22 protein-coding genes and 1 pseudogene are annotated in these 21198 nt (G+C 68.7%); 3 read left to right on the forward strand and 20 right to left on the reverse strand.

Features of this window, described 5'->3' with window-relative positions; all coding sequences use genetic code 11:
- From E3O67_RS08835 to cyoE, 17 genes and pseudogenes are all read right to left on the reverse strand, one after another.
- A pseudogene (locus tag E3O67_RS08835) lies at nt 1-535 on the reverse strand (primosomal protein N'); the annotation flags it as partial.
- 36 nt (nt 536-571) lie between these two features.
- Nucleotides 572-1765, reverse strand: coding sequence for a methionine adenosyltransferase (metK, locus tag E3O67_RS08840; RefSeq protein WP_134431109.1), 1194 nt, complete (start codon nt 1763-1765; stop codon nt 572-574).
- A gap of 124 nt (nt 1766-1889) precedes the next feature.
- Nucleotides 1890-3116 (reverse strand): bifunctional phosphopantothenoylcysteine decarboxylase/phosphopantothenate--cysteine ligase CoaBC, encoded by a 1227-nt coding sequence (gene coaBC, locus E3O67_RS08845; RefSeq protein ID WP_135102473.1) that lies wholly within the window; start codon nt 3114-3116, stop codon nt 1890-1892.
- A 21-nt stretch (nt 3117-3137) separates the two neighbouring features.
- Nucleotides 3138-3395 (reverse strand): DNA-directed RNA polymerase subunit omega, encoded by a 258-nt coding sequence (gene rpoZ / locus E3O67_RS08850; RefSeq protein WP_134370719.1) that lies wholly within the window; start codon nt 3393-3395, stop codon nt 3138-3140.
- Nucleotides 3396-3456: 61 nt separating this feature from the next.
- Complete coding sequence (gene gmk / locus E3O67_RS08855; RefSeq protein WP_134431103.1) at nt 3457-4377, reverse strand: guanylate kinase; 921 nt, start codon at nt 4375-4377, stop codon at nt 3457-3459.
- Nucleotides 4370-5284, reverse strand: coding sequence for an orotidine-5'-phosphate decarboxylase (gene pyrF, locus E3O67_RS08860; protein ID WP_174776813.1), 915 nt, complete (start codon nt 5282-5284; stop codon nt 4370-4372). The genes gmk and pyrF overlap by 8 nt, the downstream gene beginning before the upstream one ends.
- A complete protein-coding gene (gene carB, locus E3O67_RS08865) occupies nt 5281-8568 on the reverse strand; it encodes a carbamoyl-phosphate synthase large subunit (RefSeq protein ID WP_135102475.1) in 3288 nt (1095 codons plus the stop codon). The genes pyrF and carB overlap by 4 nt, the downstream gene beginning before the upstream one ends.
- Nucleotides 8568-9761 carry a glutamine-hydrolyzing carbamoyl-phosphate synthase small subunit gene (carA, locus tag E3O67_RS08870; RefSeq protein ID WP_174776814.1) on the reverse strand — a complete coding sequence of 398 codons (1194 nt, stop codon included), beginning with the start codon at nt 9759-9761 and terminating at the stop codon, nt 8568-8570. The genes carB and carA overlap by 1 nt, the downstream gene beginning before the upstream one ends.
- On the reverse strand, nt 9745-10278 hold the full coding sequence (locus E3O67_RS08875) for a hypothetical protein (RefSeq protein ID WP_134431097.1): 534 nt from the start codon (nt 10276-10278) through the stop codon (nt 9745-9747). Before E3O67_RS08875 ends, carA begins: the two co-directional genes overlap by 17 nt.
- Nucleotides 10271-11620, reverse strand: a complete 1350-nt coding sequence (locus E3O67_RS08880; RefSeq protein WP_135102476.1) for a dihydroorotase — start codon at nt 11618-11620, stop codon at nt 10271-10273. Before E3O67_RS08880 ends, E3O67_RS08875 begins: the two co-directional genes overlap by 8 nt.
- Nucleotides 11621-12571 (reverse strand): aspartate carbamoyltransferase catalytic subunit, encoded by a 951-nt coding sequence (locus E3O67_RS08885; RefSeq protein WP_134431091.1) that lies wholly within the window; start codon nt 12569-12571, stop codon nt 11621-11623.
- Complete coding sequence (gene pyrR / locus E3O67_RS08890) at nt 12568-13137, reverse strand: bifunctional pyr operon transcriptional regulator/uracil phosphoribosyltransferase PyrR (RefSeq protein ID WP_135102477.1); 570 nt, start codon at nt 13135-13137, stop codon at nt 12568-12570. Before pyrR ends, E3O67_RS08885 begins: the two co-directional genes overlap by 4 nt.
- Nucleotides 13138-13260: 123 nt before the next feature.
- Nucleotides 13261-14250 carry a DUF4190 domain-containing protein gene (locus E3O67_RS08895; RefSeq protein ID WP_167726546.1) on the reverse strand — a complete coding sequence of 330 codons (990 nt, stop codon included), beginning with the start codon at nt 14248-14250 and terminating at the stop codon, nt 13261-13263.
- 22 nt (nt 14251-14272) lie between these two features.
- Nucleotides 14273-14692 (reverse strand): transcription antitermination factor NusB, encoded by a 420-nt coding sequence (gene nusB, locus E3O67_RS08900; protein ID WP_135102478.1) that lies wholly within the window; start codon nt 14690-14692, stop codon nt 14273-14275.
- Nucleotides 14692-15252 carry an elongation factor P gene (gene efp, locus E3O67_RS08905; RefSeq protein ID WP_104100509.1) on the reverse strand — a complete coding sequence of 187 codons (561 nt, stop codon included), beginning with the start codon at nt 15250-15252 and terminating at the stop codon, nt 14692-14694. The genes nusB and efp overlap by 1 nt, the downstream gene beginning before the upstream one ends.
- Nucleotides 15253-15364: 112 nt before the next feature.
- Nucleotides 15365-15814 (reverse strand): type II 3-dehydroquinate dehydratase, encoded by a 450-nt coding sequence (locus E3O67_RS08910; RefSeq protein ID WP_134431078.1) that lies wholly within the window; start codon nt 15812-15814, stop codon nt 15365-15367.
- A gap of 121 nt (nt 15815-15935) precedes the next feature.
- Nucleotides 15936-16886, reverse strand: coding sequence for a heme o synthase (cyoE, locus tag E3O67_RS08915; RefSeq protein ID WP_167726550.1), 951 nt, complete (start codon nt 16884-16886; stop codon nt 15936-15938).
- Between the two features lie 185 nt (nt 16887-17071).
- Between cyoE and E3O67_RS08920 the strand changes: the two genes are divergently transcribed.
- Nucleotides 17072-17248 (forward strand): DUF1508 domain-containing protein, encoded by a 177-nt coding sequence (locus E3O67_RS08920; RefSeq protein WP_135102480.1) that lies wholly within the window; start codon nt 17072-17074, stop codon nt 17246-17248.
- Between the two features lie 39 nt (nt 17249-17287).
- On the opposite strand, the gene E3O67_RS08925 is transcribed toward E3O67_RS08920, so the two are convergent.
- Nucleotides 17288-17671: a VOC family protein gene (locus E3O67_RS08925; protein ID WP_135102482.1), complete on the reverse strand. Its 384-nt coding sequence runs from the start codon at nt 17669-17671 to the stop codon at nt 17288-17290.
- Between the two features lie 274 nt (nt 17672-17945).
- Here E3O67_RS08925 and lepB point away from each other — a divergent pair, with 274 nt between their 5' ends.
- Both lepB and E3O67_RS08935 read left to right on the forward strand, forming a co-directional pair.
- Nucleotides 17946-18680 carry a signal peptidase I gene (gene lepB / locus E3O67_RS08930; protein WP_338145399.1) on the forward strand — a complete coding sequence of 245 codons (735 nt, stop codon included), beginning with the start codon at nt 17946-17948 and terminating at the stop codon, nt 18678-18680.
- A 301-nt stretch (nt 18681-18981) separates the two neighbouring features.
- Nucleotides 18982-20169, forward strand: a complete 1188-nt coding sequence (locus E3O67_RS08935) for an AI-2E family transporter (protein WP_167726552.1) — start codon at nt 18982-18984, stop codon at nt 20167-20169.
- 23 nt (nt 20170-20192) lie between these two features.
- Here the strand turns inward: E3O67_RS08935 and E3O67_RS08940 are convergent, their stop codons facing one another.
- Nucleotides 20193-20693 (reverse strand): histidine phosphatase family protein, encoded by a 501-nt coding sequence (locus E3O67_RS08940; protein ID WP_135102485.1) that lies wholly within the window; start codon nt 20691-20693, stop codon nt 20193-20195.
- A gap of 92 nt (nt 20694-20785) precedes the next feature.
- The gene (locus E3O67_RS08945; RefSeq protein ID WP_135102486.1) at nt 20786-21133 is read right to left on the reverse strand and encodes a hypothetical protein; all 348 of its coding nucleotides are present in this window, start codon (nt 21131-21133) and stop codon (nt 20786-20788) included.
- Nucleotides 21134-21198: the final 65 nt, after the last annotated feature.

The raw sequence follows: 21198 nt of genomic DNA on the forward strand, positions 1-21198 counted from the left end.
CCGGGTCGGCAACGGCGTCAGCGGCAACACCACCGGCAGCGCCAGCGGCAACGGCAGTCTCGCCGGCGGCGGCTACCCCCGCCGTCCCGTCGACCGGTGCGACGGCCTCCGCTGCCCGCGCCGCCAGCCAGGCCTTCTCCACCCGCACCTGGCGAGGGGGCACGGCGAGACGGATGATGTCGCTCGCGTTCCCGGAGGCCCGGTCGGCCACCCGGCGTGCGAGCTGCCACACCTCGGGCGTGAGCACCTGGGCGGCGGAGACCACACTGTCCATCGGGCTGAGCGCGCCCCGGAAGTCGGTGCCCGCGTCGAGTCCGGCCAGCGCCTCCGGGTTTCTGTCCGGTGCGGCAGCGCCGAGCACCTCGATCAGGTACCCGTCGGCGACGCGGCCCGCCGAGCGCAGCGGAACCCGCACGCGCACGCCGGGCAGCGCGATTCCGGCGAGCTCGTCGGGGATGCTGTAGTCGAACAGGTGATCGAGCTGCGGCAGCGGCGAGTCGATGAGCACCCGGGCCACGAGGCCTGGGCGGGTCATCGGCGGCGCGCCTGCCGGGTCACAGTGTGTGCCGGGTCACAGTCCGGCAGCGCTTCTCAGCTCGGCGACCCGGTCGAGGCGCTCCCAGGTGAAGTCGGGAAGCTCACGGCCGAAGTGGCCGTAGGCGGCGGTCTGCGCGTAGATCGGGCGCAGTAGGTCGAGCGAGTGGATGATCGCGGCCGGGCGCAAGTCGAAGACCTCCCGGATCGCCGCGGTGATGTCGCGGTCGGCCATGACCCCGGTGCCGAAGGTCTCCACGTAGAGTCCGACGGGTGAGGCCTTGCCGATGGCGTAGGCCACCTGGATCTCGAGACGCTCCGCCAGCCCGGCGGCCACGGCATTCTTGGCCACCCAGCGCATGGCGTAGGCGGCCGAGCGGTCGACCTTCGACGGGTCCTTGCCGCTGAACGCCCCACCGCCGTGTCGGCTGGATCCGCCGTAGGTGTCGATGATAATCTTGCGGCCGGTGAGGCCGGCGTCGCCCTGGGGGCCGCCGATCTCGAATCGCCCGGTCGGGTTGATCAGCATGTTCAGCCCGGACGAGTCCAGCTCCACGCGGCCCAGCACCGGGCGGATGACGAGTTCCTCGACCTCCGAGCGCAGCTGCTCGTTGGACACCTTCGGCGAGTGCTGGGTCGAGAGCACGACGGTCTGGACCGTGCGCGGCGTGATGCCGTCGTAGCCGATGGTGACCTGCGTCTTGCCGTCGGGCCGGAGGTAGTCGAGCTCGCCGGACTTGCGCACCTCGGCGAGGCGTTCGGCGAGGCGGTGCGCGATCCAGATCGGGATCGGCATCAGCTCGGGGGTCTCCCGCGTGGCGTAACCGAACATGATGCCCTGGTCGCCGGCGCCCTGGCGGTCGAAGTCCTCGACGCTGGATTCCTCCCGGCGTTCGAAGGCGTTGTCCACGCCCTGCGCGATGTCGGGCGACTGGCCACCGATGGAGATCTCGACACCGCAGGAGCGGCCGTCGAACCAGACGTCCGAGGAGTCGTAGCCGATGTCAGTGATGCATTTGCGCACGATTGACGGGATCTCGACGTAGGCCTCCGTGGTGACCTCGCCGGCGACGTGCACGAGACCGGTGGTGACGAGGGTCTCGACGGCGACCCGGCTGTGCGGGTCTTCCCTCAGGAGTGCGTCGAGAATACTGTCGGAGATCTGGTCGCAGATCTTGTCAGGGTGACCCTCGGTTACCGACTCCGAAGTGAAGAGGCGTAGATCGCGCATCTGGCCCGTCTCTGTTGCTGAACAACGTAGGGAAGAAAAGAACATGGAAAAGGATCAGCAGCGGTGACGAGCGCCGCCGTTGCCGGCAAGCTGTAACGACAGTGACCGGATGCCCGGGACCGACTCAGGTGATCAGGTCAAGGATGCGACTGGCCACCGACAACTTGCTCCCCGAGGCCTCACACACTATATCTCCGCCGTGATCGAGCACCGTGATCGCGTTACGGTCCGAGGCGAAACCCTCCGCCCAGCCCACGCGGTTGACCACCAGGAAGTCGCAGCCCTTCCGCGCCATCTTCTCGCGGCCGAGCTCGAGCAGGCGAACCGAATCCGTCTCCGTCTCGGCGGCGAACCCGATCAGGACCTGGCCCGACCGCTTCGTCCGTGCTAGCCCGGCGAGGATGTCGGGGTTGCGGGTCAGTTCCAGCAGCATGGTGCCGCCGGTCTCGTCTTTCTTGATCTTGTCGGCGCGCGCCGCGACCGGCCGGTAGTCGGCGACCGCTGCCGCCATGATCACGACGTCGGCCACGGCGGCGGCGGCGGTCACGGCCACCTCGAGTTCGAGCGCGGACCCCACGGCTCGCAGCTCCACCTCCGTGGGCGGGGCGACCTCGAGGTTCGCGGCGATCAGGGTCACGGTGGCGCCCCGGGCCAAGGCGGCGTGCGCCAGGGCGACCCCCTGCTTGCCACTGGAGCGGTTGCCGAGGAATCGCACCGGGTCGAGGGGTTCACGGGTGCCGCCGGCGGTGATCACGACGTGCTTGCCGGCCAGGGCGGCGCCCGCACCGGCAAGCACCCCGGCGTCACGGTCGGCGTCGGCGAGGGCCGCCAGGGCCGCGGCGACGATGGTGTCGGGCTCTTCCATCCGGCCGGCCCCGGTGTCGGAGCCGGTCAGCTGGCCGACGCCCGGGCCGACGACGATGACGCCGCGGGAACGCAGGGTGGCCACATTCGCGACCGTGGCCGCGTTGTTCCACATCTCGGTGTGCATCGCCGGAGCGATCACGAGCGGGGCGGTGCTGGCCAGGATGGTGTTGCCGAGCAGGTCGTCGGCGAGGCCGGCGGCGAGCTTGGCGATGCTGTTCGCGGTGGCCGGAGCGACGACGATCAGATCGGCGGACTGGCCGATGGCCACGTGCCGCACCTCGGCGACGCCCTCATAGAGGTCGGTGTGCACGGGGTTGCGGGAGATGGCCTCCAGGGTGGGCTTGCCGACGAAGCGGAGCGCCGCCGGCGTCGCCACGACGTGCACGAAGTCCCCCCGCAACACGAAAGCGCGCACGACGTTGACGGCCTTGTAGGCAGCGATGCCGCCGGTTATCCCGACGACGATCGTGCGACCCGACGACATCCTGCGCGCTTGGTGGGTGCGTTACTCGACGATGGGACGCGAGGTGAGCTTGTCCTCGTTGATCTCGCGGAGCGCGACGGAGAGCGGCTTGTCGTCGACGGTGGAGTCGACGAGCGGGCCGACGTTGTCGAACAGGCTGCCTTCGTGCAGGTCGGCGTAGTAGTCGTTGATCTGACGAGCGCGCTTGGAGGCGAAGACCACGAGGGCGTACTTGGAGTCGACCTTGGTGAGCAGATCGTCGATGGGCGGGTCAATGATGCCAGTGAGCTTGGTAGCCATTGGTGTCACTCCTTCAGAGCGGTTTGTGCTGCGGAACGCGCAGAATCACGGAAAACGGGCGCTACGGCAGCAACGGCGCCGGACGCAGATTCATCAAGTCTACGACCTCACGGGCCGCTTCGCCCACGTCGTGGTTCACGACCCGGTAATCGAACTCCCCCTGGGCAGCCAATTCGAGCTTGGCGGTCTCGAGCCGGCGGGCCTGTTCAGCGGGCGCCTCGGTGCCCCGACCGATCAGCCGGCGCACCAGCTCGTCCCAACTCGGCGGGAGCAGGAAGACCAGTCGCGCCTCGGGCATGGCCCGGCGGACGGACCGAGCACCCTGGATATCGATTTCCAGGAGCACACTGTGGCCCTCGCTCACAGCCCCCGTGACGGGGCCCCGCGGGGTGCCGTAGCGGTACGCGTTGTGTACGGTGGCCCACTCGAGCAACTCGCCGGCCTCGACCATCCGATCGAATTCGGCGTCGTCGACGAAGAAATAGCTCACACCCTCGATCTCGCCCGGGCGAGGTGCCCGCGTCGTGGCCGACACCGACAGGTGCACGTCCGGGTAATGCTGACGGATGTGCGCCGCGACGGTTCCCTTGCCGACCGCGGTTGGACCGGCGAGCACGACGAGCTTCGCGGAGGAATCCATCCGCCTGGCGGCGGTGCGCGTGGTGAGAAAATCTCGCAGCCGGTCGCGCTGGTGCTTGCCCAGTCCTCCCAGCCGCTTCGACGGCGAGATCTCGAGCTTCTCCATGATGCGGTGCATCTTGGTGACGCCGATGGCCGGAATGCTGATCAGGAACTCGGTCACTCGCAGGCGCCCTTCGACGCCCTCCGGACTGTCGGTCGCAGCGGCCAACACCTCGAGCGCGGTGCGTTTTCCCTCGGCGATCTGGTTTTTAACTGCGGCGCGCGCGCGGCGCGCAGCCACGGCGGCACGCGAGGCGGCAACCCGATCGACGTCGGGCGGGGTGGGGCGATTCTCAGCCACGGGCAGCTCCTGCTTCAACTACTCGGCGCGCAATCGCTTGTTTGATTCGGTCGGGGCCGACCGCTAGCATGCTGCGCGATTCACTCACGATAACGCCTTGAGCGTACCCCCCGTACAAGTTCCTCAGTTCCGCCACTTTCGCCCCCTGGTGGCCGAAGCCGGGCGCGAGTATGGGGGTGAGTCCCCGGGTGGGTGCCTTCGAGAGGTCCAGACCGAAAGTAGCCAGGTCCAGCGTGGCGCCGAGCACCACCCCGACCGAGCCGATCGAGGAGGCACCGGACCGGGCATTCCGCTCGCCGGCGGCGTCGAAGACCGACCGGGCGACGGTCTGGCCGGCCTGCTCCCCTTCGGTGATCACGGCGCGTTGGAGCTCCGCCGCCTCGGGGTTCGACGTGGCGGCCAGTACGAACACCCCCTTGCCGGTCTCGGCGGCGAGGGTGAACACCGGTTCCAGCGAGCCGACACCCATATAGGCGTTCACGGTGATGGCGTCGACCTCGAGGGGAGCCCCCTCGCCCAGCCAGGCCTGGCCGTAGGCCTCCACGCTGGTGCCGAGGTCACCGCGTTTGACGTCCGCGATGGTGAGGAGCCCGGCCGCCCGGGCGTCGGCCAGCACCCGTTCCAGGGCGACGTACCCGGCGGAGCCGAAACGCTCGTAGAAGGCCACCTGGGGCTTCACCAGGCCGACCTGGCCGGCGGCGGCGGCCACGACCTGGCGGCCGAAGGCCTCCGCACCGGCGGCCGTGTCCGGCAGACCCCACTCGGTGAGGAGCCAGGCATGCGGGTCGATACCGACGCAGACCTGTCCGTGGACCGAGAAGGTCTTCTCCAGCCGGTCGCCGAAGGCGCCCGATGCCGCCGGGCCGGCTGGAGCGGGCGACCCGTCCGGGTCGTGCGCGACGCTCACAGGGCCGCAGTCCGGGTGAGGGCGTACTCCTGCAGCGAGGTCACCTCGAAGCCGCCGCGGATCGCGTCGATCGAGGCCACGGCGGCGCTCAACTCGGCGATGGTGGTGAACAACGGGAGATCCGCGGCGACCGCGGCCGCGCGGATCTCGTAGCCGTCGGCGCGGGCGGTGCGGCCGCCCGGCGTGTTGATGACGATGTGCACCTCCTCACGGCGGATCAGTTCCACGATCGATACGTCCTCCTCGTCGGCCTTCTCGCTGAACTTGATGACGATGCCGGCGCGGATGCCGTTCCGCTGCAGAACCTCGGCGGTCCCCTCCGTGGCGGTGATGGAGTAGCCCAGCTGCTGCAGCCGCAGCATGGGCAGGATGATCGCGCGCTTGTCCCGGTCGGAGACCGATACGAAGACGGTGCCGGTGAGCGGGATTCCGCCATACGCGGCGAGCTGGCTCTTGGCGAAGGCCCGCGGGAAGTCACGGTCGATGCCCATCACCTCGCCGGTCGAGCGCATCTCCGGGCCGAGCACGGAATCCACGACGAGCCCCTCGGGCGTGCGGAACCGGTTGAACGGCAGCACGGCCTCCTTCACGGCCACCGGGGCATCCATCGGCACCCGCGAGCCGTCGATCAGTGGCAGCTTGCCCTCGGCCTTGAGCTCGGCGATGGTCGTGCCGACCATGATCAGCGCGGCGGCCTTGGCCAGGGTGATTCCCAGGGCCTTGGCCACAAACGGCACCGTGCGCGACGCGCGCGGGTTTGCTTCGAGCACATAGAGCACGCCGGCGCCGATGGCGAACTGCACGTTCAGCAGGCCGCGCACGCCGATGCCGCGGGCGATGCCCAGCGTCGCCTCGCGCACCCGATCGATCTCCGCGCGGCCGAGGGTGACCGGCGGCAGGGTGCAGCTCGAGTCACCGGAGTGGATGCCGGCCTCCTCGATGTGCTCCATCACGCCGCCGATGTAGAGCTCGGTGCCGTCGTAAATGGCGTCCACGTCGATCTCGATGGCGTCGTCGAGGAACCGGTCCACGAGCAGCGGATGCGACGGGCCGATGATGCCCTGCCCGGCCATCCGGGTGAAGTAGTCGGCCAGCGAAGCGGAGTCGTAGACGATCTCCATGCCGCGGCCGCCGAGCACATAGCTCGGGCGCACGAGCACGGGGTAGCCGATCTCCTCAGCCACCACGACGGCGCCGGCGTAGTCGGTTGCGACGCCGTTGCGCGGCGCGAGCAGGCCCGCCTGGTCGAGGATGCCGGAGAACAGTCCGCGCTCCTCCGCCAGGTCGATCGCCTCCGGGGTGGTGCCGAGAATCGGGATGCCCTCGGCCTCGAGGCCCTTGGCCAGGCCGAGCGCGGTCTGGCCGCCCAGCTGCACGACCACTCCGACGAGCTCGCCACTCTGGCTCTCGGCGTGGATGACCTCGAGCACGTCCTCGAGGGTGAGTGGCTCGAAGTACAGCCGGTCGGAGGTGTCGTAGTCGGTCGAGACCGTCTCCGGGTTGCAGTTGATCATGATGGTCTCGTAGCCGGCCTCGGAGAGGGCGAACGAGGCGTGCACGCAGGAGTAGTCGAACTCGACGCCCTGGCCGATCCGGTTCGGGCCGGAGCCGAGGATGACGACCTTCCGGCGGTCACTGGGCACGACCTCGGTCTCCTGGTCGTAGCTGGAGTAGTGGTACGGCGTGAGTGCGGGGAACTCCCCCGCGCAGGTGTCGACGGTCTTGAAGACCGGGCGCACGCCGAGGATGTGGCGCACCGTGCGCACATCCGCTTCGCCGAAGCCGCGCAGCGCGCCGATCTGGGCGTCGGAGAAGCCGTGGTCCTTGGCGGTGCGGAGGATGTCGGTGTCGAGGCGCTCGGCGGCCGCGATCTGGTCGGCGATCTCGTTGATCAGCACGATCTGGTCGATGAACCACGGGTCGATCTTGGTGGCCTCGAAGACCTGATCGATCGTGGCGCCCCTCCGGAGGGCCTGCTGAACGGTCACGATCCGGCCGTCAGTGGGCACCTCGGCGACCGTGAGTAGTTCCTCCACCGTGCGGGGCTCGGCGCCCCAGTGGAACGACGAGTCGCGCTTTTCCAGGGAGCGGAGCGCCTTCTGCAGAGCGGAGGTGAAGCTACGGCCGATGGCCATTGCCTCGCCCACGGACTTCATGGTGGTGGTCAGGCGCCGGTCGGCGGCCGGGAACTTCTCGAACGCGAACCGGGGCACCTTGACCACGACGTAGTCGAGGGTGGGCTCGAAGCTGGCCGGGGTGACGCCGGTGATGTCGTTCGGGATCTCGTCGAGCCGGTAGCCGAGAGCGAGTTTCGCTGCGATCTTGGCGATCGGGAATCCCGTCGCCTTGCTCGCCAGGGCGGACGAGCGGGAGACGCGCGGGTTCATCTCGATCACGATGATCCGGCCGTCGGCCGGGTTGATCGCGAACTGGATGTTGCAGCCGCCGGTGTCCACGCCCACGGCCCGGATGATGTCGATGCTGATGTCGCGCAGCTTCTGGTACTCGCGGTCGGTCAGGGTCAGCGCCGGGGCGACGGTGATCGAGTCGCCGGTGTGCACGCCGACCGGGTCGACGTTCTCGATGGAGCAGACGACGACCGTGTTGTCGGCCGTGTCGCGCATCATCTCGAGTTCGTATTCCTTCCAGCCGAGGATGGACTCCTCGAGGAGGACCTCGCTGGTGGGGCTCTGGTGCAGCCCGTCGCCGACGATGCGGCGAAGTTCGGTCTCGGTGTAGGCGAAGCCGGAGCCGAGGCCGCCCATGGTGAAGGAGGGGCGCACGACGAGGGGATAGCCGAGGTCGCCAGCGAACCCGACGGCCTCCTCGACCGTGTGGGCGATGTAGGACCGGGCGACGCCGGCGCCCGCATCGAGCACCAGCTGCTTGAAGATCTGGCGGTCCTCGCCCTTCTGGATCGCGTCGAACGAGGCGCCGATGAGCTCGACGTCGTACTTCTCGAGGATGCCGCGCTCGTGCAGCGCGATGGCCGCGTTGAGTGCGGTCTGGCCGCCGAGGGTCGGCAGGATCGCATCCGGACGTTCCTTGGCGATGATCGTCTCGAGGATCTCCGGGGTGATCGGCTCGATGTAGGTGGCGTCGGCGAAGTCGGGGTCAGTCATGATGGTGGCCGGGTTGGAGTTGACCAGGATGACCCGCACCCCCTCGGCCCGCAGCACCCGGCAGGCTTGGGTTCCGGAATAGTCGAATTCGCAGGCCTGGCCGATCACGATCGGTCCGCTGCCGATGACAAGGACGCTGTTGATGTCGTCGCGCTTGGGCATTACTTGGCGTCTCCTGCTCCGGCAGCCGCTCGATTGGCGACCACCACATCCCTGAACCGATCGAAAAGGTACTCGGCGTCGTGCGGGCCGGCCGCAGACTCCGGGTGGTACTGCACCGAGAAGGCGGGGATGTCGAGGCAGCGGATGCCCTCGACCACCTGGTCGTTGAGGCTGTAATGGCTCACTTCCACCCGGCCGAAGCCGGTCCGTGACTCGTGCACACCCTCGATGGGCATGTCCACGGCGAACCCGTGGTTCTGCGAGGTGATCTCCACCCGGCCGGTGGTCTTGTCGAGCACGGGCTGGTTGATGCCCCGGTGCCCGAAGGGCAGCTTGTAGGTGCGGAAGCCGAGTGCCCGGCCGAGCAGCTGGTTTCCGAAGCAGATGCCGAAGTACGGCAGGCCGGCCCGCAGCACCGCCTGCAGCAGGTCCACGTGCAGGTCGGAGGCGGCCGGGTCGCCGGGGCCGTTGGAGAAGAACAGGGCCGACGGGTTCAGAGACAGCACGTGCTCGGCGGTGACCGACTGCGGCAGCACCAGCACCTCGAAGCCGCGCGCGGCCAAATGATTGAGCGTGGAGGTCTTGACCCCGAGGTCCAGCACCGCGACGGAGCCGATGCGCTCGCCCTGCGCGGGGATCGAGAACGGTTCGACCGTGGACACCTCATCGGACAGGTTGCGTCCGCGCATGCCGGCGCCGGAGCGCACCAGCTCCAGCTGCTCACCGTCAGAGAGGGTGAAGCGGTCGCCGGAGAAGATTCCGCTCCTCATGGCGCCGGCCGAGCGGATGTGGCGGGTGATCGCACGGGTGTCGATGCCGCTGATCCCGACGACTCCCCCGTTCTCAAGGTCGTCGTCGAGGCTGCGGGTGGACCGGAAGTTGGAGGCGATGCGGGCGGGCTCCCGCACGACGAAGCCGGACACCCAGATGCGGCGGGATTCCATGTCCTCGTCGTTGGCACCCGTGTTGCCGATGTGCGGTGCCGTCATCAGCACGACCTGACCGGCGTAGGACGGGTCGGTGAGGGTCTCCTGGTAGCCGGTCATGCCGGTGGCGAAGACGATTTCGCCGAGGGTCTGTCCCACACTGCCGTAGGCACGCCCTTCGTAACGGCGGCCGTCTTCCAGCACGAGCACAGCGGGATTCGGTCGGTCGGGGGTCGTTGCGTTGCTCACGCTACGCCTCGCTTTCATCATGCGCGGCCGGGCGCAGGGCGTCGGCCGCAATGGTTCGGATGACGTCGTTCACACTGACGCGGTCGGATGGGTCAAGAATGCGGAAGTAGCTGTCGACGACCTGGCCGTCGACGCCGGGCAGCCGCCAGCCGAGCAGCAGCAGACCGTCGGTCTCCACGACGCGGTCGATCGCGACCGTGGCGTCTTCCAGCACGGCGATGGCCGAGGCCGGGATGAACACCGCCTCCTCGCCGGCCAGGGCGAGGATCACACCGGCCTCGGTGATGGTCAGGCGAGCCCGGGCGCGGAAACCCAGTCCGGGGATGTTCAAGCGTTCCAGCGGCCGGGCGCGCAGGGTCGTTGCGACGTAGAGCACCGCGACGGAGGCCAGCTCCAGTGCGGCGTCGACCGGTAGCGGGTAGCCGGCCGGCAGGGCGGCATCCCGGCGGCTGCGACGCCGCCAGCTGCGCAGCATGAGGCCGAGCAGGCCGAGCAGCACGGCGACGGTGATGACGGTGGCGAGGGTCCTAGCCATCGGTGCGCCCCCCGAGTGCCGAGATCTCGTCGGCGGGCCGCAGCGCTCCGTCCAGCACCGTGGCGTAGCCCCGGTGGAACGTGGCCAGCACCCGGCCCGGCAGGGTCATCGCCAGATAGGGCGAGTTGGCGCTCTTGCCTGCCAGATTGCCGCGCCCGAAGACGCGGCTCGCGGCCGGGTCATAGAGGGTGAGCTCGGCGGGTGCCCCGACGAGCAGACCCTGCCCCTGGCCGGAGAGCCGGCCGATCCTCGCCGGGGTGCTGGAGAGCACGCGCGCGATGTCCGTCCAATCCAGCAGTCCGGTGTCGACGACGGCCGAATGCACCACGGAGAGGGCGGTTTCGAGGCCGACCATGCCGTTCGCAGCGGCGTCCCATTCGCACTCCTTCGCCTCGACCGGGTGCGGGGCGTGGTCCGTGGCGACGATGTCGATGGTGCCGTCGGCCAGGCCGGCGCGCAGGGCTTCGACGTCTTCGCGGCGGCGCAGCGGCGGGTTGACCTTGAACCGGGCGTCGTAACCGACGACCAGGTCTTCGGTGAGCAGCAGGTGGTGCGGGGTGGCCTCGGCGGTCACCTGGATGCCGCGGGCCTTGGCCCAGCGGATGACGTCGACCGAGCCGGCCGTCGACACGTGGCAGACGTGCAGGCGGGACCCGACGTGCTCGGCCAGCAGCACGTCGCGGGCGATGATCGACTCTTCGGCCACTGCGGGCCAGCCGACCATCCCCAGCTCGCTGGAAAGGGCACCCTCGTTCATCTGGGCCTTCTCGGTCAGGCGCGGTTCCTGGGAGTGCTGGGCGACGACGCCGTCGAACGCCTTGACGTACTCGAGGGCCCGGCGCATCAGCAGCGGGTCGGAGACGCAGAAACCGTCGTCGGAGAAGACCCGAACCCGGGCGCGGCTGGTGGCCATGGCGCCCAGCTCGGCCAGGCGCTCCCCCGCGAGTCCGACCGTGACGGCGCCGATCGGCTGCACGGTGACGTAACCGGCCCGCTCACCGAGGGCGAGCACCTGGTCGACGACGCCGGCGGTGTCCTGAACCGGTGAGGTGTTGGCCATCGCGAACACGCTGGTGAAGCCGCCGACGGCCGCCGCCTGGCTGCCGGTCAGGATGGTCTCGCTCTGTTCGAAGCCCGGCTCGCGCAGGTGCGTGTGCAGGTCGACCAGGCCGGGCAGGATGATCAGACCGGCCGCGTCGACGATGCTCGCCCCGGCGCGGGAGAGGCCGGAGCCGATTTCCGCGATCCGGCCGTCGGCGAGGACGAAGTCGGTGCGGGTGCCGTCCGCGAGCGTCGCGCCCCGGATCAGATACGGCGTGCTGGCAGCGGTGTCGCTGGACATCTATGACTCCTCCCGATCGCCGGACAGCAGCAGGTACAGTGCCGCCATCCGCACTGAAACTCCGTTGGCGACCTGTTCGCGCACGGTTGAACCGGCCGAATCGGCCGCCGCTGAAGATATTTCCAGGCCGCGATTCATGGGGCCGGGGTGCATCACAATGGTAGTCCGGGCCAGGCGACCGAACCGCTCGTCGTCCAGCCCCCAACGGCGCGAGTACTCGCGGCTGTTCGGGAAGAAGGCGGCGTTCATTCGTTCCTGCTGGATGCGCAGCATCATCACCACGTCGGGTCCGGCGTCGATGGCCGCGTCCAGGTCGAAGCCGGACTCGGCCGGCCAGCCGCTCATGTCCATCGGCAGCAGGGTGGGCGGAGCGACCAGGCTCACGTGCGCCCCGAGCGTGGTGAGCAGCCACAGGTTCGAGCGGGCCACCCGCGAGTGCAGGATGTCACCGACGATGGTGACCGTGACCCCGTCCAGGCCCTTGCCGCGCGCAGCACCCCCGTGCAGGCGGCGACGGATGGTGAACGCGTCCAACAGGGCCTGGGTCGGATGCTCGTGGGTGCCGTCGCCCGCGTTGATGATGCCCGCGTCGATCCAGCCGCTCTCGGCGAGCACGTGCGGGGCGCCGGAGGCCGGGTGCCGGATGACGACCCCGTCGGCGCCCATCGCGGCGAGGGTCTGGGCGGTGTCCTTGAGGCTTTCGCCCTTGGACACGCTCGAGCCCTTGGCACTGAAGTTGATCACGTCGGCGCTGAGCCGCTTCGCGGCGGCCTCGAAGGAGATCCGGGTGCGGGTCGAGTCCTCGAAGAACAGGTTGACCACGGTCTTGCCACGCAGGGTGGGGAGCTTCTTCACCTCACGGTCGGCGACATCCGCCATGTCCTCGGCGATGTCGAGCAGCAGGATCGCCTCGTCGCGGCTCATGCCCTTGGTCGACAGGAGGTGCCTCATGACGCGCCCTCCGTGTCTCCGCCGTCGACAGGCCCGCCGTCGATGCTGACGAATTCGTCCCCGTCGACCTCGAGCAGGTGCAGGTTGATGCGTTCTGCGGTCGAGCTCGGCAGGTTCTTGCCCACGAAGTCGGCCCGGATCGGCAGTTCACGGTGGCCGCGGTCCACGAGGACCGCCAGGCGCACGATTTTCGGCCGCCCGTGGTCGCCGAGGGCGTCCAGGGCGGCGCGGATGGTGCGGCCCGAGTAGAGCACGTCGTCGACGAGCACGACCGTGACGCCGTCGATGCTGCCGGGCACCAGGGTGCGGGACGGTGTGCGGGTGCGGGTGTGGCCGAGGTCGTCGCGGTACATGGTGACGTCGAGGGAGCCGACCCGGACATCCGTCGCGGTGGGCTCGATGCGCGCGATGGCCTCGGCGATGCGGCGGGCCAAAACGACCCCGCGGGTGGGGATGCCAAGGATCACGAGGTTCTCGGCGCCTCGATTGGACTCCAGGATCTCGTGGGAGATTCGAATCAACGCTCGAGCAATATCAGCCTGGTTCAACACGGTGCGTGCCATCAACCCGACCTCCTTCCCCGCCTCACCGGACGGTTGTTAAAGGATGTCATTTCCGGACTTCACTCTAGCACCTGGCAGGGCTCCCCCGAGCCTGACCTGGCCCGGAAGCCCGGCCGACGGAACGACTCAGCCGACTGAGCCGGCCGTGAGGAAGTCCCGGAACTCGACCGGGTCGGTCAGCCCGCCGGCGTAGACGCTGCCGTTCACGAGCACGGTCGGCGTGCCCTGGATCCGAGTGATGTCGGCATCCTCGATCGGGCCGTTCAAGGCCTGTTCGGTGTTCGCCTGAGACCAGCCCTGGTACTCACCGGCCGCGAGGCACGCACTGATATCGGCGGGGCTCTCGACGAGGCCGGCGAGTTCGGCGTCGCTCCGACCGGCGGTGTCCTCGGCCGGTTGGTTGGCGAAGAGGGCAGCCTGGTAGGCGAGCAGGCGCTCCGGGTTGAGGGTGGCCTGGCAGGTCAGCGCGGCGGATGCCCGGGTCGAGTAGGCCGTTCCCTGCGACACCCGGTCGAGGAAGGTGAGCGAGTGCAGCCGCAGGGTGATACTCCCGTCGGTGACGAGGGCGGCCAGTTGCCCACCGTTCGTTTCCTCGAACTGGCGGCAGTAGGGGCACATCGGGTCGAAATAGACGTCGACGACCTGGGCTCCGGTGCCGACCGAGAGGTAGCCGTCGTCGAAATGGGCCGCGCCGACGGTTCCGGTGGGCAGGGCCTGCTGCGGCGCATCCCCGGTCGGCTCGTCCGTCTCGGGCTCGTTCGTGGCGGAGAGGGACGGCAGGCCGGCCGCGTTGCCGCCCACAACCGACAGGATCAGGGGGATCACCGTCGCCGCGAAGACGATGGCCAGCACGATCGCGAGGGTGGTGGTCACGACGCCCACATAGCCGAGCACGAGCCCGGCGATCGCCAGCCCCCGGCCGCCTTCATTCGTGCGTCTGATCTGCCCGAGGGCGAGGTGCCCGGTGATCACGGCGACCAGGGAGACGAAGAAGGCGGACACCAGCGAGATGATCGCCAGGGTGTTCGTCTTCGGCGCCGCCGGGAACGGCGGGTGCCCGTAGGCCGGCGAATACGGCTCCGGGGCGCGGGTCGGTTCGGGCTCGGTGCTGGTCATACGTTCCCCCTGGCAGAACGGACTACGCGGATGGTGCGGTTTGGGCGATGCGCCCGAGGAGTCCGTTCACGAAGCCGGCCGAGTCATCCGTCGACAGGATCTTGGCGGCCTCGACCGCCTCGTCGATGGCGACGGCGTGCGGAACAGCGTCGTTGAAGAGGATCTCCCAGATGCCGATGCGCAGGATGGCGCGGTCGACGATGGGCATGCGCGCCAGTGTCCAGCCCTGCGAGTACGTCTCGATGAGCTCGTCGATCTCCTCGCGGTGGTCGACCACGCCGTCGATGATGTCCCGGGCGTAGAGCCATGAGGCCATCCGGGCCGGCTCGCTCGCGGCGCGCTGCGCCTCGAGGGCGAGCGACTCCGGGATGGTGCTCTGCCGCACGTCGGCGGCGTACAGGATGTCGATCGCGCGCTTGCGCGCCTTGGTCCGAGCGCTCACTAGTTGACGCGGCCCAGGTAGTCCCCGGTGCGGGTGTCGACCTTGACGCGGGTGCCCTGCTCGAGGAACAGCGGAACCTGGATCTGGAAGCCCGTTTCGACGGTGGCCGGCTTGGTGCCGCCCGTCGACCGGTCACCCTGGAGGCCCGGCTCGGTGTACGTGATCTCGAGCACGACGGATGCCGGCAGCTCGACGTAGAGCGGGTTGCCGTTGTGCAGGGCGATCGTCACGTTCTGGTTCTCGAGCATGAAGTTGACCGCATCGCCCACGACGACCGCCGGCACGTGCAGCTGATCGAAATCGGACACGTCCATGAAGACGTAGGAGTCACCGTCGGCGTACAGGTACTGGAAGTCCTGGCGGTCGACGTTCTCGGTTTCGATCTTCGCGCCCGCGTTGAAGGTGCGGTCGACGGTCTTGCCCGTCACGACGTTCTTCAGCTTGGTGCGGACGAAGGCGCCGCCCTTGCCCGGCTTGACGTGCTGGAAATCGGTGACTGCCCACAGCTGGCCATCGATGTTGAGTACGACGCCATTTCGGATATCGGCGGTTGATGCCATGAAAAGGTGTTCCGTTCACTTGGTTCAATTAGGAAGGTGCGCGGCCGAATCGGCCTTGAACGAGTGTAGTTGCCCCGCAGCCCGTGCACCAAAGGCGCGGGGAGCAGGCCGGTCAGGAGACCCGCGGCACCGATCGGGCGATGAAGTCCAGGGCCAGGCGGTAGGAGTCGAAGCCGAAGCCGGCGATCACTCCGGTGGCCACGGCGCTGACGACGCTCGTGTGCCGGAACGTCTCCCGGGCGTGCGGGTTGGACAGGTGCACCTCGACCAGGGTGACACCGGCCTTGGTCACGAGAGCGGCGGCATCCCGAAGCGCGTAGCTGTAGTGCGTGAACGCCGCCGGGTTCAGGATGACCGGGATGCGCTCGTCGACGGCCTCGTACAACCAGTGGATGAGTTCGGCCTCGTCATCCGTCTGGCGCACGTCGACCGTCATCCCAGCCGGGGCGGCCTGCGCCAGCGTTGAACGCAACTGGTCGAGGTCGGCCGAGCCGTAGACGTCGGGTTCGCGGCTGCCGAGCCGCCCCAGGTTCGGGCCGTTCAGAACGAGGACTGTACTCATGCACACAGCCTAAGGGAGTGCGTGCCCACCGGCGGGCGCCCACCGCCCGGGCCGGGCCAGGGCGGACCGGGACAGGACCGAGGCCGGACCGAGGCCGGACCGGGACAGGATCAGGGCAGGATCAGGGCAGGATCGGCCCGACCGAGATCATCACGCAGTAGACCAGGATCATGACCAGGGAGTAGCGGAACATCCGTCTGGCCCAGGCGGAGGGATCGGTGGCGCGCAGGCCGACGAGGCCGAGCCAGATCCAGTAGGCGCCGAGCACGCCCATGACCGCCGTGTAGACGTAGCCCACGTAGCCGAACACCGACAGGAGCAGGGTCGATACGACGAATCCCACCGTGTAGACGAGGATCTGCACCGTGGTGTTCGGGATGCCGCGCACCACGGAGATGACGGGCACGCCCGCGCGGGCGTACTCGTCGTGGCGGTAGATGGCGATGGAGTAGAACTCGGGCATCTGCCAGAGGAACACGGCCAGGAAGGCGAGCACGGCCCCGATGTCGATCGCGCCGGTGACGGCGACGTAACCGGCCAGGATGGGCGCGGCGCCCGAGACGCTTCCGACCAGGGTGCCGTGGATCGACATGCGCTTGGACAGCATGCCGTAGAGCACCACATAGACGAGGAACCCGCCCAGTCCGACGGCGACGACGAGCCAGTTCGTCCAGGCGATCAGGATGGCCATGCCGAGGACGAACATCAGGCTCGAGAAGATCACCGCGTTGCGCACGCCGATGCGGCCGGTCACGGTGGCACGCTTCTTGGTGCGTTCCATGACCGTGTCGATATCACGGTCGAGCACATTGTTGAGCACGGTGGCCGAGGCGATCACGAGTGTGGTTCCCACGCACAGCGCCGCGAACAAGGCGAGGTCGACCTGACCTCGGGCCGCGAGCAGGAAGCCGGCCGCGGCCGTCAGGGCGTTGCCGTACAGCACACCAGGCTTGGTCAGCGAATAGTACCGCGTGACCGTGTCACGGATGCCCGCGCCGTCGGCCCGGCCGGCGAGAGCCCCGTCGGTGCCGTCGACCCGATTGCGAACAAAGAATGGTGCGCGCGCAATCATGCGAAAAGGGTTCCCATCGGGTCGTAGATCTTTGTCAATCATAAGCCGCGAAGTCTGTGCGGGACCCGTGCCCAGCGAGATCGGGCTGCCGCTCACCGCGGCCCCCCTATCCGACTCGGAGCCGTGGCGGTAGGGTGACGAGGCCGGTTGTTTGGCCGGTACCAGGCCAAGGACGAGGGTGTGACATGGCCGGAAAATTCGAAATCTATCAGGACCCGTCGGGCGGCTACCGGTTCTGTTTCTCGGCGGACAACGGGCAGAATATTCCGTCGCCAGACACGTACCGCACGGAAGACGAGGCCCGGGAGCAGGTCGAGTCTCTGCGCTCCAACGTCAGCCCGCGCAGCCGCCCCACGGACTGAGCCCCAGCCGACGATATCCGCGGCGGTGACAACCGCGGCTCAGGCCTCGCCCAGGGCTGCGGGCATCCCCGCTGCGGTGTTCGCCTGGGACAGGCCGATCAGATCTCCCTCGGAATCGCGGAGGTGGGCCATCCAGCCCCTGGTCGGAATGGGCATCCGGTCGGTCACCGGCGCGCCCCCGGCCTCGACAACCCTTGACAGGGCCTCGTCGATGTCGTCGACGTAGCTGACGACTCCCTCGGGCGTCACGGAGCAAATTGTCACGCCACCCTCCGCACCGGGACCCGGTTCGTCGCCGGAGAGCGTCCGGCGGACGGACGGTCCCCACTGCGTGCCCTCCCAGCCGGACACCGCGCGATGGAACGCGCCGGCTCGGGTGGAGTCGTCGATGGGGATTTTGGCGTGCAGCACTCGACCGATCATGCGTCGGAGCCGAGTTCGTTCTCGGCAGAGCCGAGTTCGTTGTCGGCAGAGCCGAGTTCGTTGTCGGAGAGCCGATTTCGTTGTCGGAGAGCCGAGTTCGTTGTCGGCAGAGCCGAAGGCCGCAGTCCGGTGACCCAGTGAGATCTGCTCCGCTCTGGCAGGAATCGGCCGCCGGGTGCATCCTTGCTGTGCCTGCCCAGGCCCTGAAGTCGCCCCGTATCGGTCGAAGTGCACCATCACGCATCACGCATCACGCATCACGTCAGGGGACACAGTGACAGATTTCGAGATCGCGGGGCGACGGCCTCGGGACGACCGACGCGGCAACGCCGCGGGCGGCGCCGACGGTTCCACACGCCGGTGGCGCCGGGTGCTCCGCAACCTGGTCGTCATCTTCGCGATCGCCCTCGTCGTTTCGTTCCTGACCAAGGCATTCCTGGTCCGGTCGTTTTACATTCCAACCGGATCGATGCAGAACACCCTGCAGATCAACGATCGCATCATCGTCAACCAGCTCGTCCCAAACGTGGTCGACGTCGGTCACGGCGACATCGTCGTGTTCGTCGACCCCGGCGGGTGGCTGGGGCCGGCCGGATCGGCCCCGCTCGAGGCAGGGAACCCCGTCGCCGACGGCATCCAGTGGCTCTCCGCTCAGGCGGGCCTCGAGGCTTCGGAATCCGGAGACCACCTCGTCAAACGCGTCATCGGGCTTCCGGGCGATGAGGTGGCCTGTTGCGACCCCTCGGGCCGCACCACCGTCAACGGCGAACCGATCAGCGAGCCCTACCTCAAGTTACCGCCGGGTGTCGCCCGCACGTCCGAGTCCGATTTCTCCGTGACCGTGCCCGCAGGGTCTCTCTGGGTCGAGGGTGACAACCGCTACAACTCGGCCGACAGCCGGCTGCACTCGGACACGCCCGGCCACGGATTCGTTCCCGTCGACAATGTGGTCGGCCGGGCGTTCGTGATCAACTGGCCGCTCAGCCACTGGTCCTGGCTCGGCCTGTAACCCGCGTCCCTGCCCGTCCCCGCGCCCAGTCCCCCAGTTCCTGCACGCATATCCCGGCCTCACTCCCCCTGCCCGCACTCCCCCAGTCCCGAACGAATTCGACGGAGATTTTGGCCGTACGCACCCGAAATCGGTCCGCACACGCCGGATGGCTCAAAATCTCCGTCGAATTCGTCAGTCGTATCCGGCCGGGCCGCGCGGGTCTACATTCGGGGCAAACCCGCCGGATGAGCCGGATGACCCGATCAGGATGGGGAACCCCATGCGGTGGCAACGACGAAAGCCCCCCCGCGCAGGATCATTGGGAACCGTCGGCGCGGTTCCGGCCCCCGGCTCCGCCCCCGGCTCCGGTGCAACCGTGATCCCCGCCCCGAACCTGGCCCCGCCCAGGGGTCTGCCTCGGGGTGACGCCATCCTGATCGGCCTGGCCGGCGCGACGGTCGTCGCATTCGGCCTGGCCGCCATCCGTTCCATTGCGGCCCCCGTGTTACTGGCCCTGATCCTCACAATCTGCGTCCATCCGCTCCGCAACGCCCTGGAACGACGCGGTGTGCCTCGCGGGCTGGCCACGGGTTCGGTCGCCGCCGCGGTGTTCCTCGATCTCGGCGGGTTCATGGTGGCGCTGCTGCTGGCCCTCGCGCAGTTCCCGACCCTGCTGAACCAGTACAGTACGGAGCTGGCCGAGATGGCCGCGGCGCTGGGAGTCGTGCTGACGAATTTCGGCGTCGGTACCGAGCAGGTGCAGACGATCGTCTCGGGATTCGATCCGGAGCGCATCGCCGCGTTCGTGACGAACCTGCTCGGGAACGTTGCCGGTCTCACCGGCACGCTGGTGGTCATCGTCACCACGCTGCTGCTGATGGCGATGGATGCCAGCTATCTGCACACGCTGCTGCGCGAGCTCGAGCCGGCCCGACCGAGCCTGGTCGATGCGCTCCGGACCTACGGCTCGAACGTGCGCCGCTACATGGTCACGACCACGGTGCTCGGTGTGGTGCAGGGTGCGCTCAACAGCCTCGCCCTGGTGCTCCTGAGCGTGCCGGGAGCGTTCCTCTGGGGTGTGCTCTCGTTCCTGGGCAGCTTCATTCCGAACCTCGGCTACCTCGTCGCACTCATCCCGCCGGTCACCTTCGGATTCCTCGAGGGCGGTTGGGAGACGGCTATCGCCGTCGTAATCGTCTACACTCTCGTCAACGCCATCGTGCAGGGTGCGATCCAATCACGACTGGTCAGCAACGCGGTCGCCCTCAGCCAGACGATCACCTTCGTGTCCCTGCTGGTCTGGTCGGCGATCATCGGGCCAATCGGCGCACTCCTCGCGACCCCGCTCACCCTACTGATGCGAATGCTCCTCGTCGATTCCGATCCGGCCGCGCGCTGGTTACGTCTCCTGCTCGGCGACGTCACGGCCACCCGCGCGCTCATGGCCTCAGAGAGCGCCGCCAGGAAGGCCTCCCGACGGGCCAGGAAAACGGCTCCGGATGCGTGAAGGCCGGAGCGACACCCGGTGCGCTAGGGAGGCGGGACTTCCCCCTGGGGCGGCCGGCCCTGGGCCAGGAGGGCGAACGGGGTGCGGCCGGCTCGCAACCAGGGACCCTCCCACCCGATCACGGCGACGGCCGAGGTCGGCAGCGGCACGGGTCTGCCGGCGAGATCGCCGGCCAGATCCTCGAGTCCTGGATTGTGACCCACCAGGACGACGACGTGCACCGTGTCCGGCAGCGCACGGACGACGCCCTTCAGTTCGCCGCCAGAGGCGGCATAGACGGCTTCGTCGACATGGATCGGCGGGGCGCTGTCGAACTCGGCCGCGACGAGGTCCCAGGTGGCCCGCGCGCGCTCCGCCGGGGACACGACCGCGAGATCGATCGCGTAGCCGCTGTGGGCCAGCCACTCCCCGGTGCGCGGCGCCTGGCGCACCCCGCGTTCCGCCAGCGGGCGGTCGACGTCGGCCTGCCCGCCCGACCAGTCCGATTTGGCGTGCCGCAACAGGATCAGGGTGCGCTCAGGCATCCGCCGGCCTCCCGCTCAGCCGAACGCCGACCGACGGGGCACCGGCGATCAAGCACTCATAGTCGACCATCATCGTGCCAGTCTGCCACCGCTCACCCGACCGGCGCCACGAGTTCGCAGACACCCTCGTCGTGGGCGACGAACATGCCCGTGATGCGCACCAGCTTGCCGAAGGAGGCGGAGAGTTCCCGGGCCCAGGCCTGGTCGGGTGCCGTCAGCCCCTGGGTGCCCGGGCGTTCGAGGGTGAGGATGACGCTGCCACCCGGCCCGTGCACGGAGAGGAGCCGGTTGACCGCGGCGGCGAAGACGGCCGCGCCGCCGGGTTCAGGACGGAGCGGGATGTCGTCGACGGGAATCAGCAGGGGGATCTGCCGACCCCGGGCGTCGAGCAGGATGAACCAGAGCTGACGGCTGATCGCGTAACCGATGAGATCGGCCACGCGTTCTCGCGCCTCGACGGTCGTGGTCACGGGGGGAGCGTCTTCGACGCGAAGTGGGGAAGTCA

Origin of the sequence: Cryobacterium sp. TMT3-29-2, assembly GCF_004564305.1 — a bacterium.
GTDB lineage: Bacteria > Actinomycetota > Actinomycetes > Actinomycetales > Microbacteriaceae > Cryobacterium > Cryobacterium sinapicolor.

Excerpts from the sequence above, each read along its gene's own strand:
- E3O67_RS08875 (WP_134431097.1), bottom strand. The coding sequence starts at position 10,278 with ATGGCTAGGACCCTCGCCACCGTCATCACCGTCGCCGTGCTGCTCGGC.
- coaBC (WP_135102473.1), bottom strand. The coding sequence starts at position 3,116 with ATGTCGTCGGGTCGCACGATCGTCGTCGGGATAACCGGCGGCATCGCT.
- E3O67_RS08920 (WP_135102480.1), top strand. The coding sequence starts at position 17,072 with ATGGCCGGAAAATTCGAAATCTATCAGGACCCGTCGGGCGGCTACCGG.
- carB (WP_135102475.1), bottom strand. The coding sequence starts at position 8,568 with ATGCCCAAGCGCGACGACATCAACAGCGTCCTTGTCATCGGCAGCGGA.
- efp (WP_104100509.1), bottom strand. The coding sequence starts at position 15,252 with ATGGCATCAACCGCCGATATCCGAAATGGCGTCGTACTCAACATCGAT.
- carA (WP_174776814.1), bottom strand. The coding sequence starts at position 9,761 with ATGAAAGCGAGGCGTAGCGTGAGCAACGCAACGACCCCCGACCGACCG.
- E3O67_RS08925 (WP_135102482.1), bottom strand. The coding sequence starts at position 17,671 with ATGATCGGTCGAGTGCTGCACGCCAAAATCCCCATCGACGACTCCACC.
- E3O67_RS08940 (WP_135102485.1), bottom strand. The coding sequence starts at position 20,693 with ATGCCTGAGCGCACCCTGATCCTGTTGCGGCACGCCAAATCGGACTGG.
- rpoZ (WP_134370719.1), bottom strand. The coding sequence starts at position 3,395 with ATGGCTACCAAGCTCACTGGCATCATTGACCCGCCCATCGACGATCTG.
- E3O67_RS08885 (WP_134431091.1), bottom strand. The coding sequence starts at position 12,571 with ATGAGGCACCTCCTGTCGACCAAGGGCATGAGCCGCGACGAGGCGATC.
- E3O67_RS08895 (WP_167726546.1), bottom strand. The coding sequence starts at position 14,250 with ATGACCAGCACCGAGCCCGAACCGACCCGCGCCCCGGAGCCGTATTCG.
- E3O67_RS08910 (WP_134431078.1), bottom strand. The coding sequence starts at position 15,814 with ATGAGTACAGTCCTCGTTCTGAACGGCCCGAACCTGGGGCGGCTCGGC.
- cyoE (WP_167726550.1), bottom strand. The coding sequence starts at position 16,886 with ATGATTGCGCGCGCACCATTCTTTGTTCGCAATCGGGTCGACGGCACC.
- E3O67_RS08880 (WP_135102476.1), bottom strand. The coding sequence starts at position 11,620 with ATGTCCAGCGACACCGCTGCCAGCACGCCGTATCTGATCCGGGGCGCG.
- metK (WP_134431109.1), bottom strand. The coding sequence starts at position 1,765 with ATGCGCGATCTACGCCTCTTCACTTCGGAGTCGGTAACCGAGGGTCAC.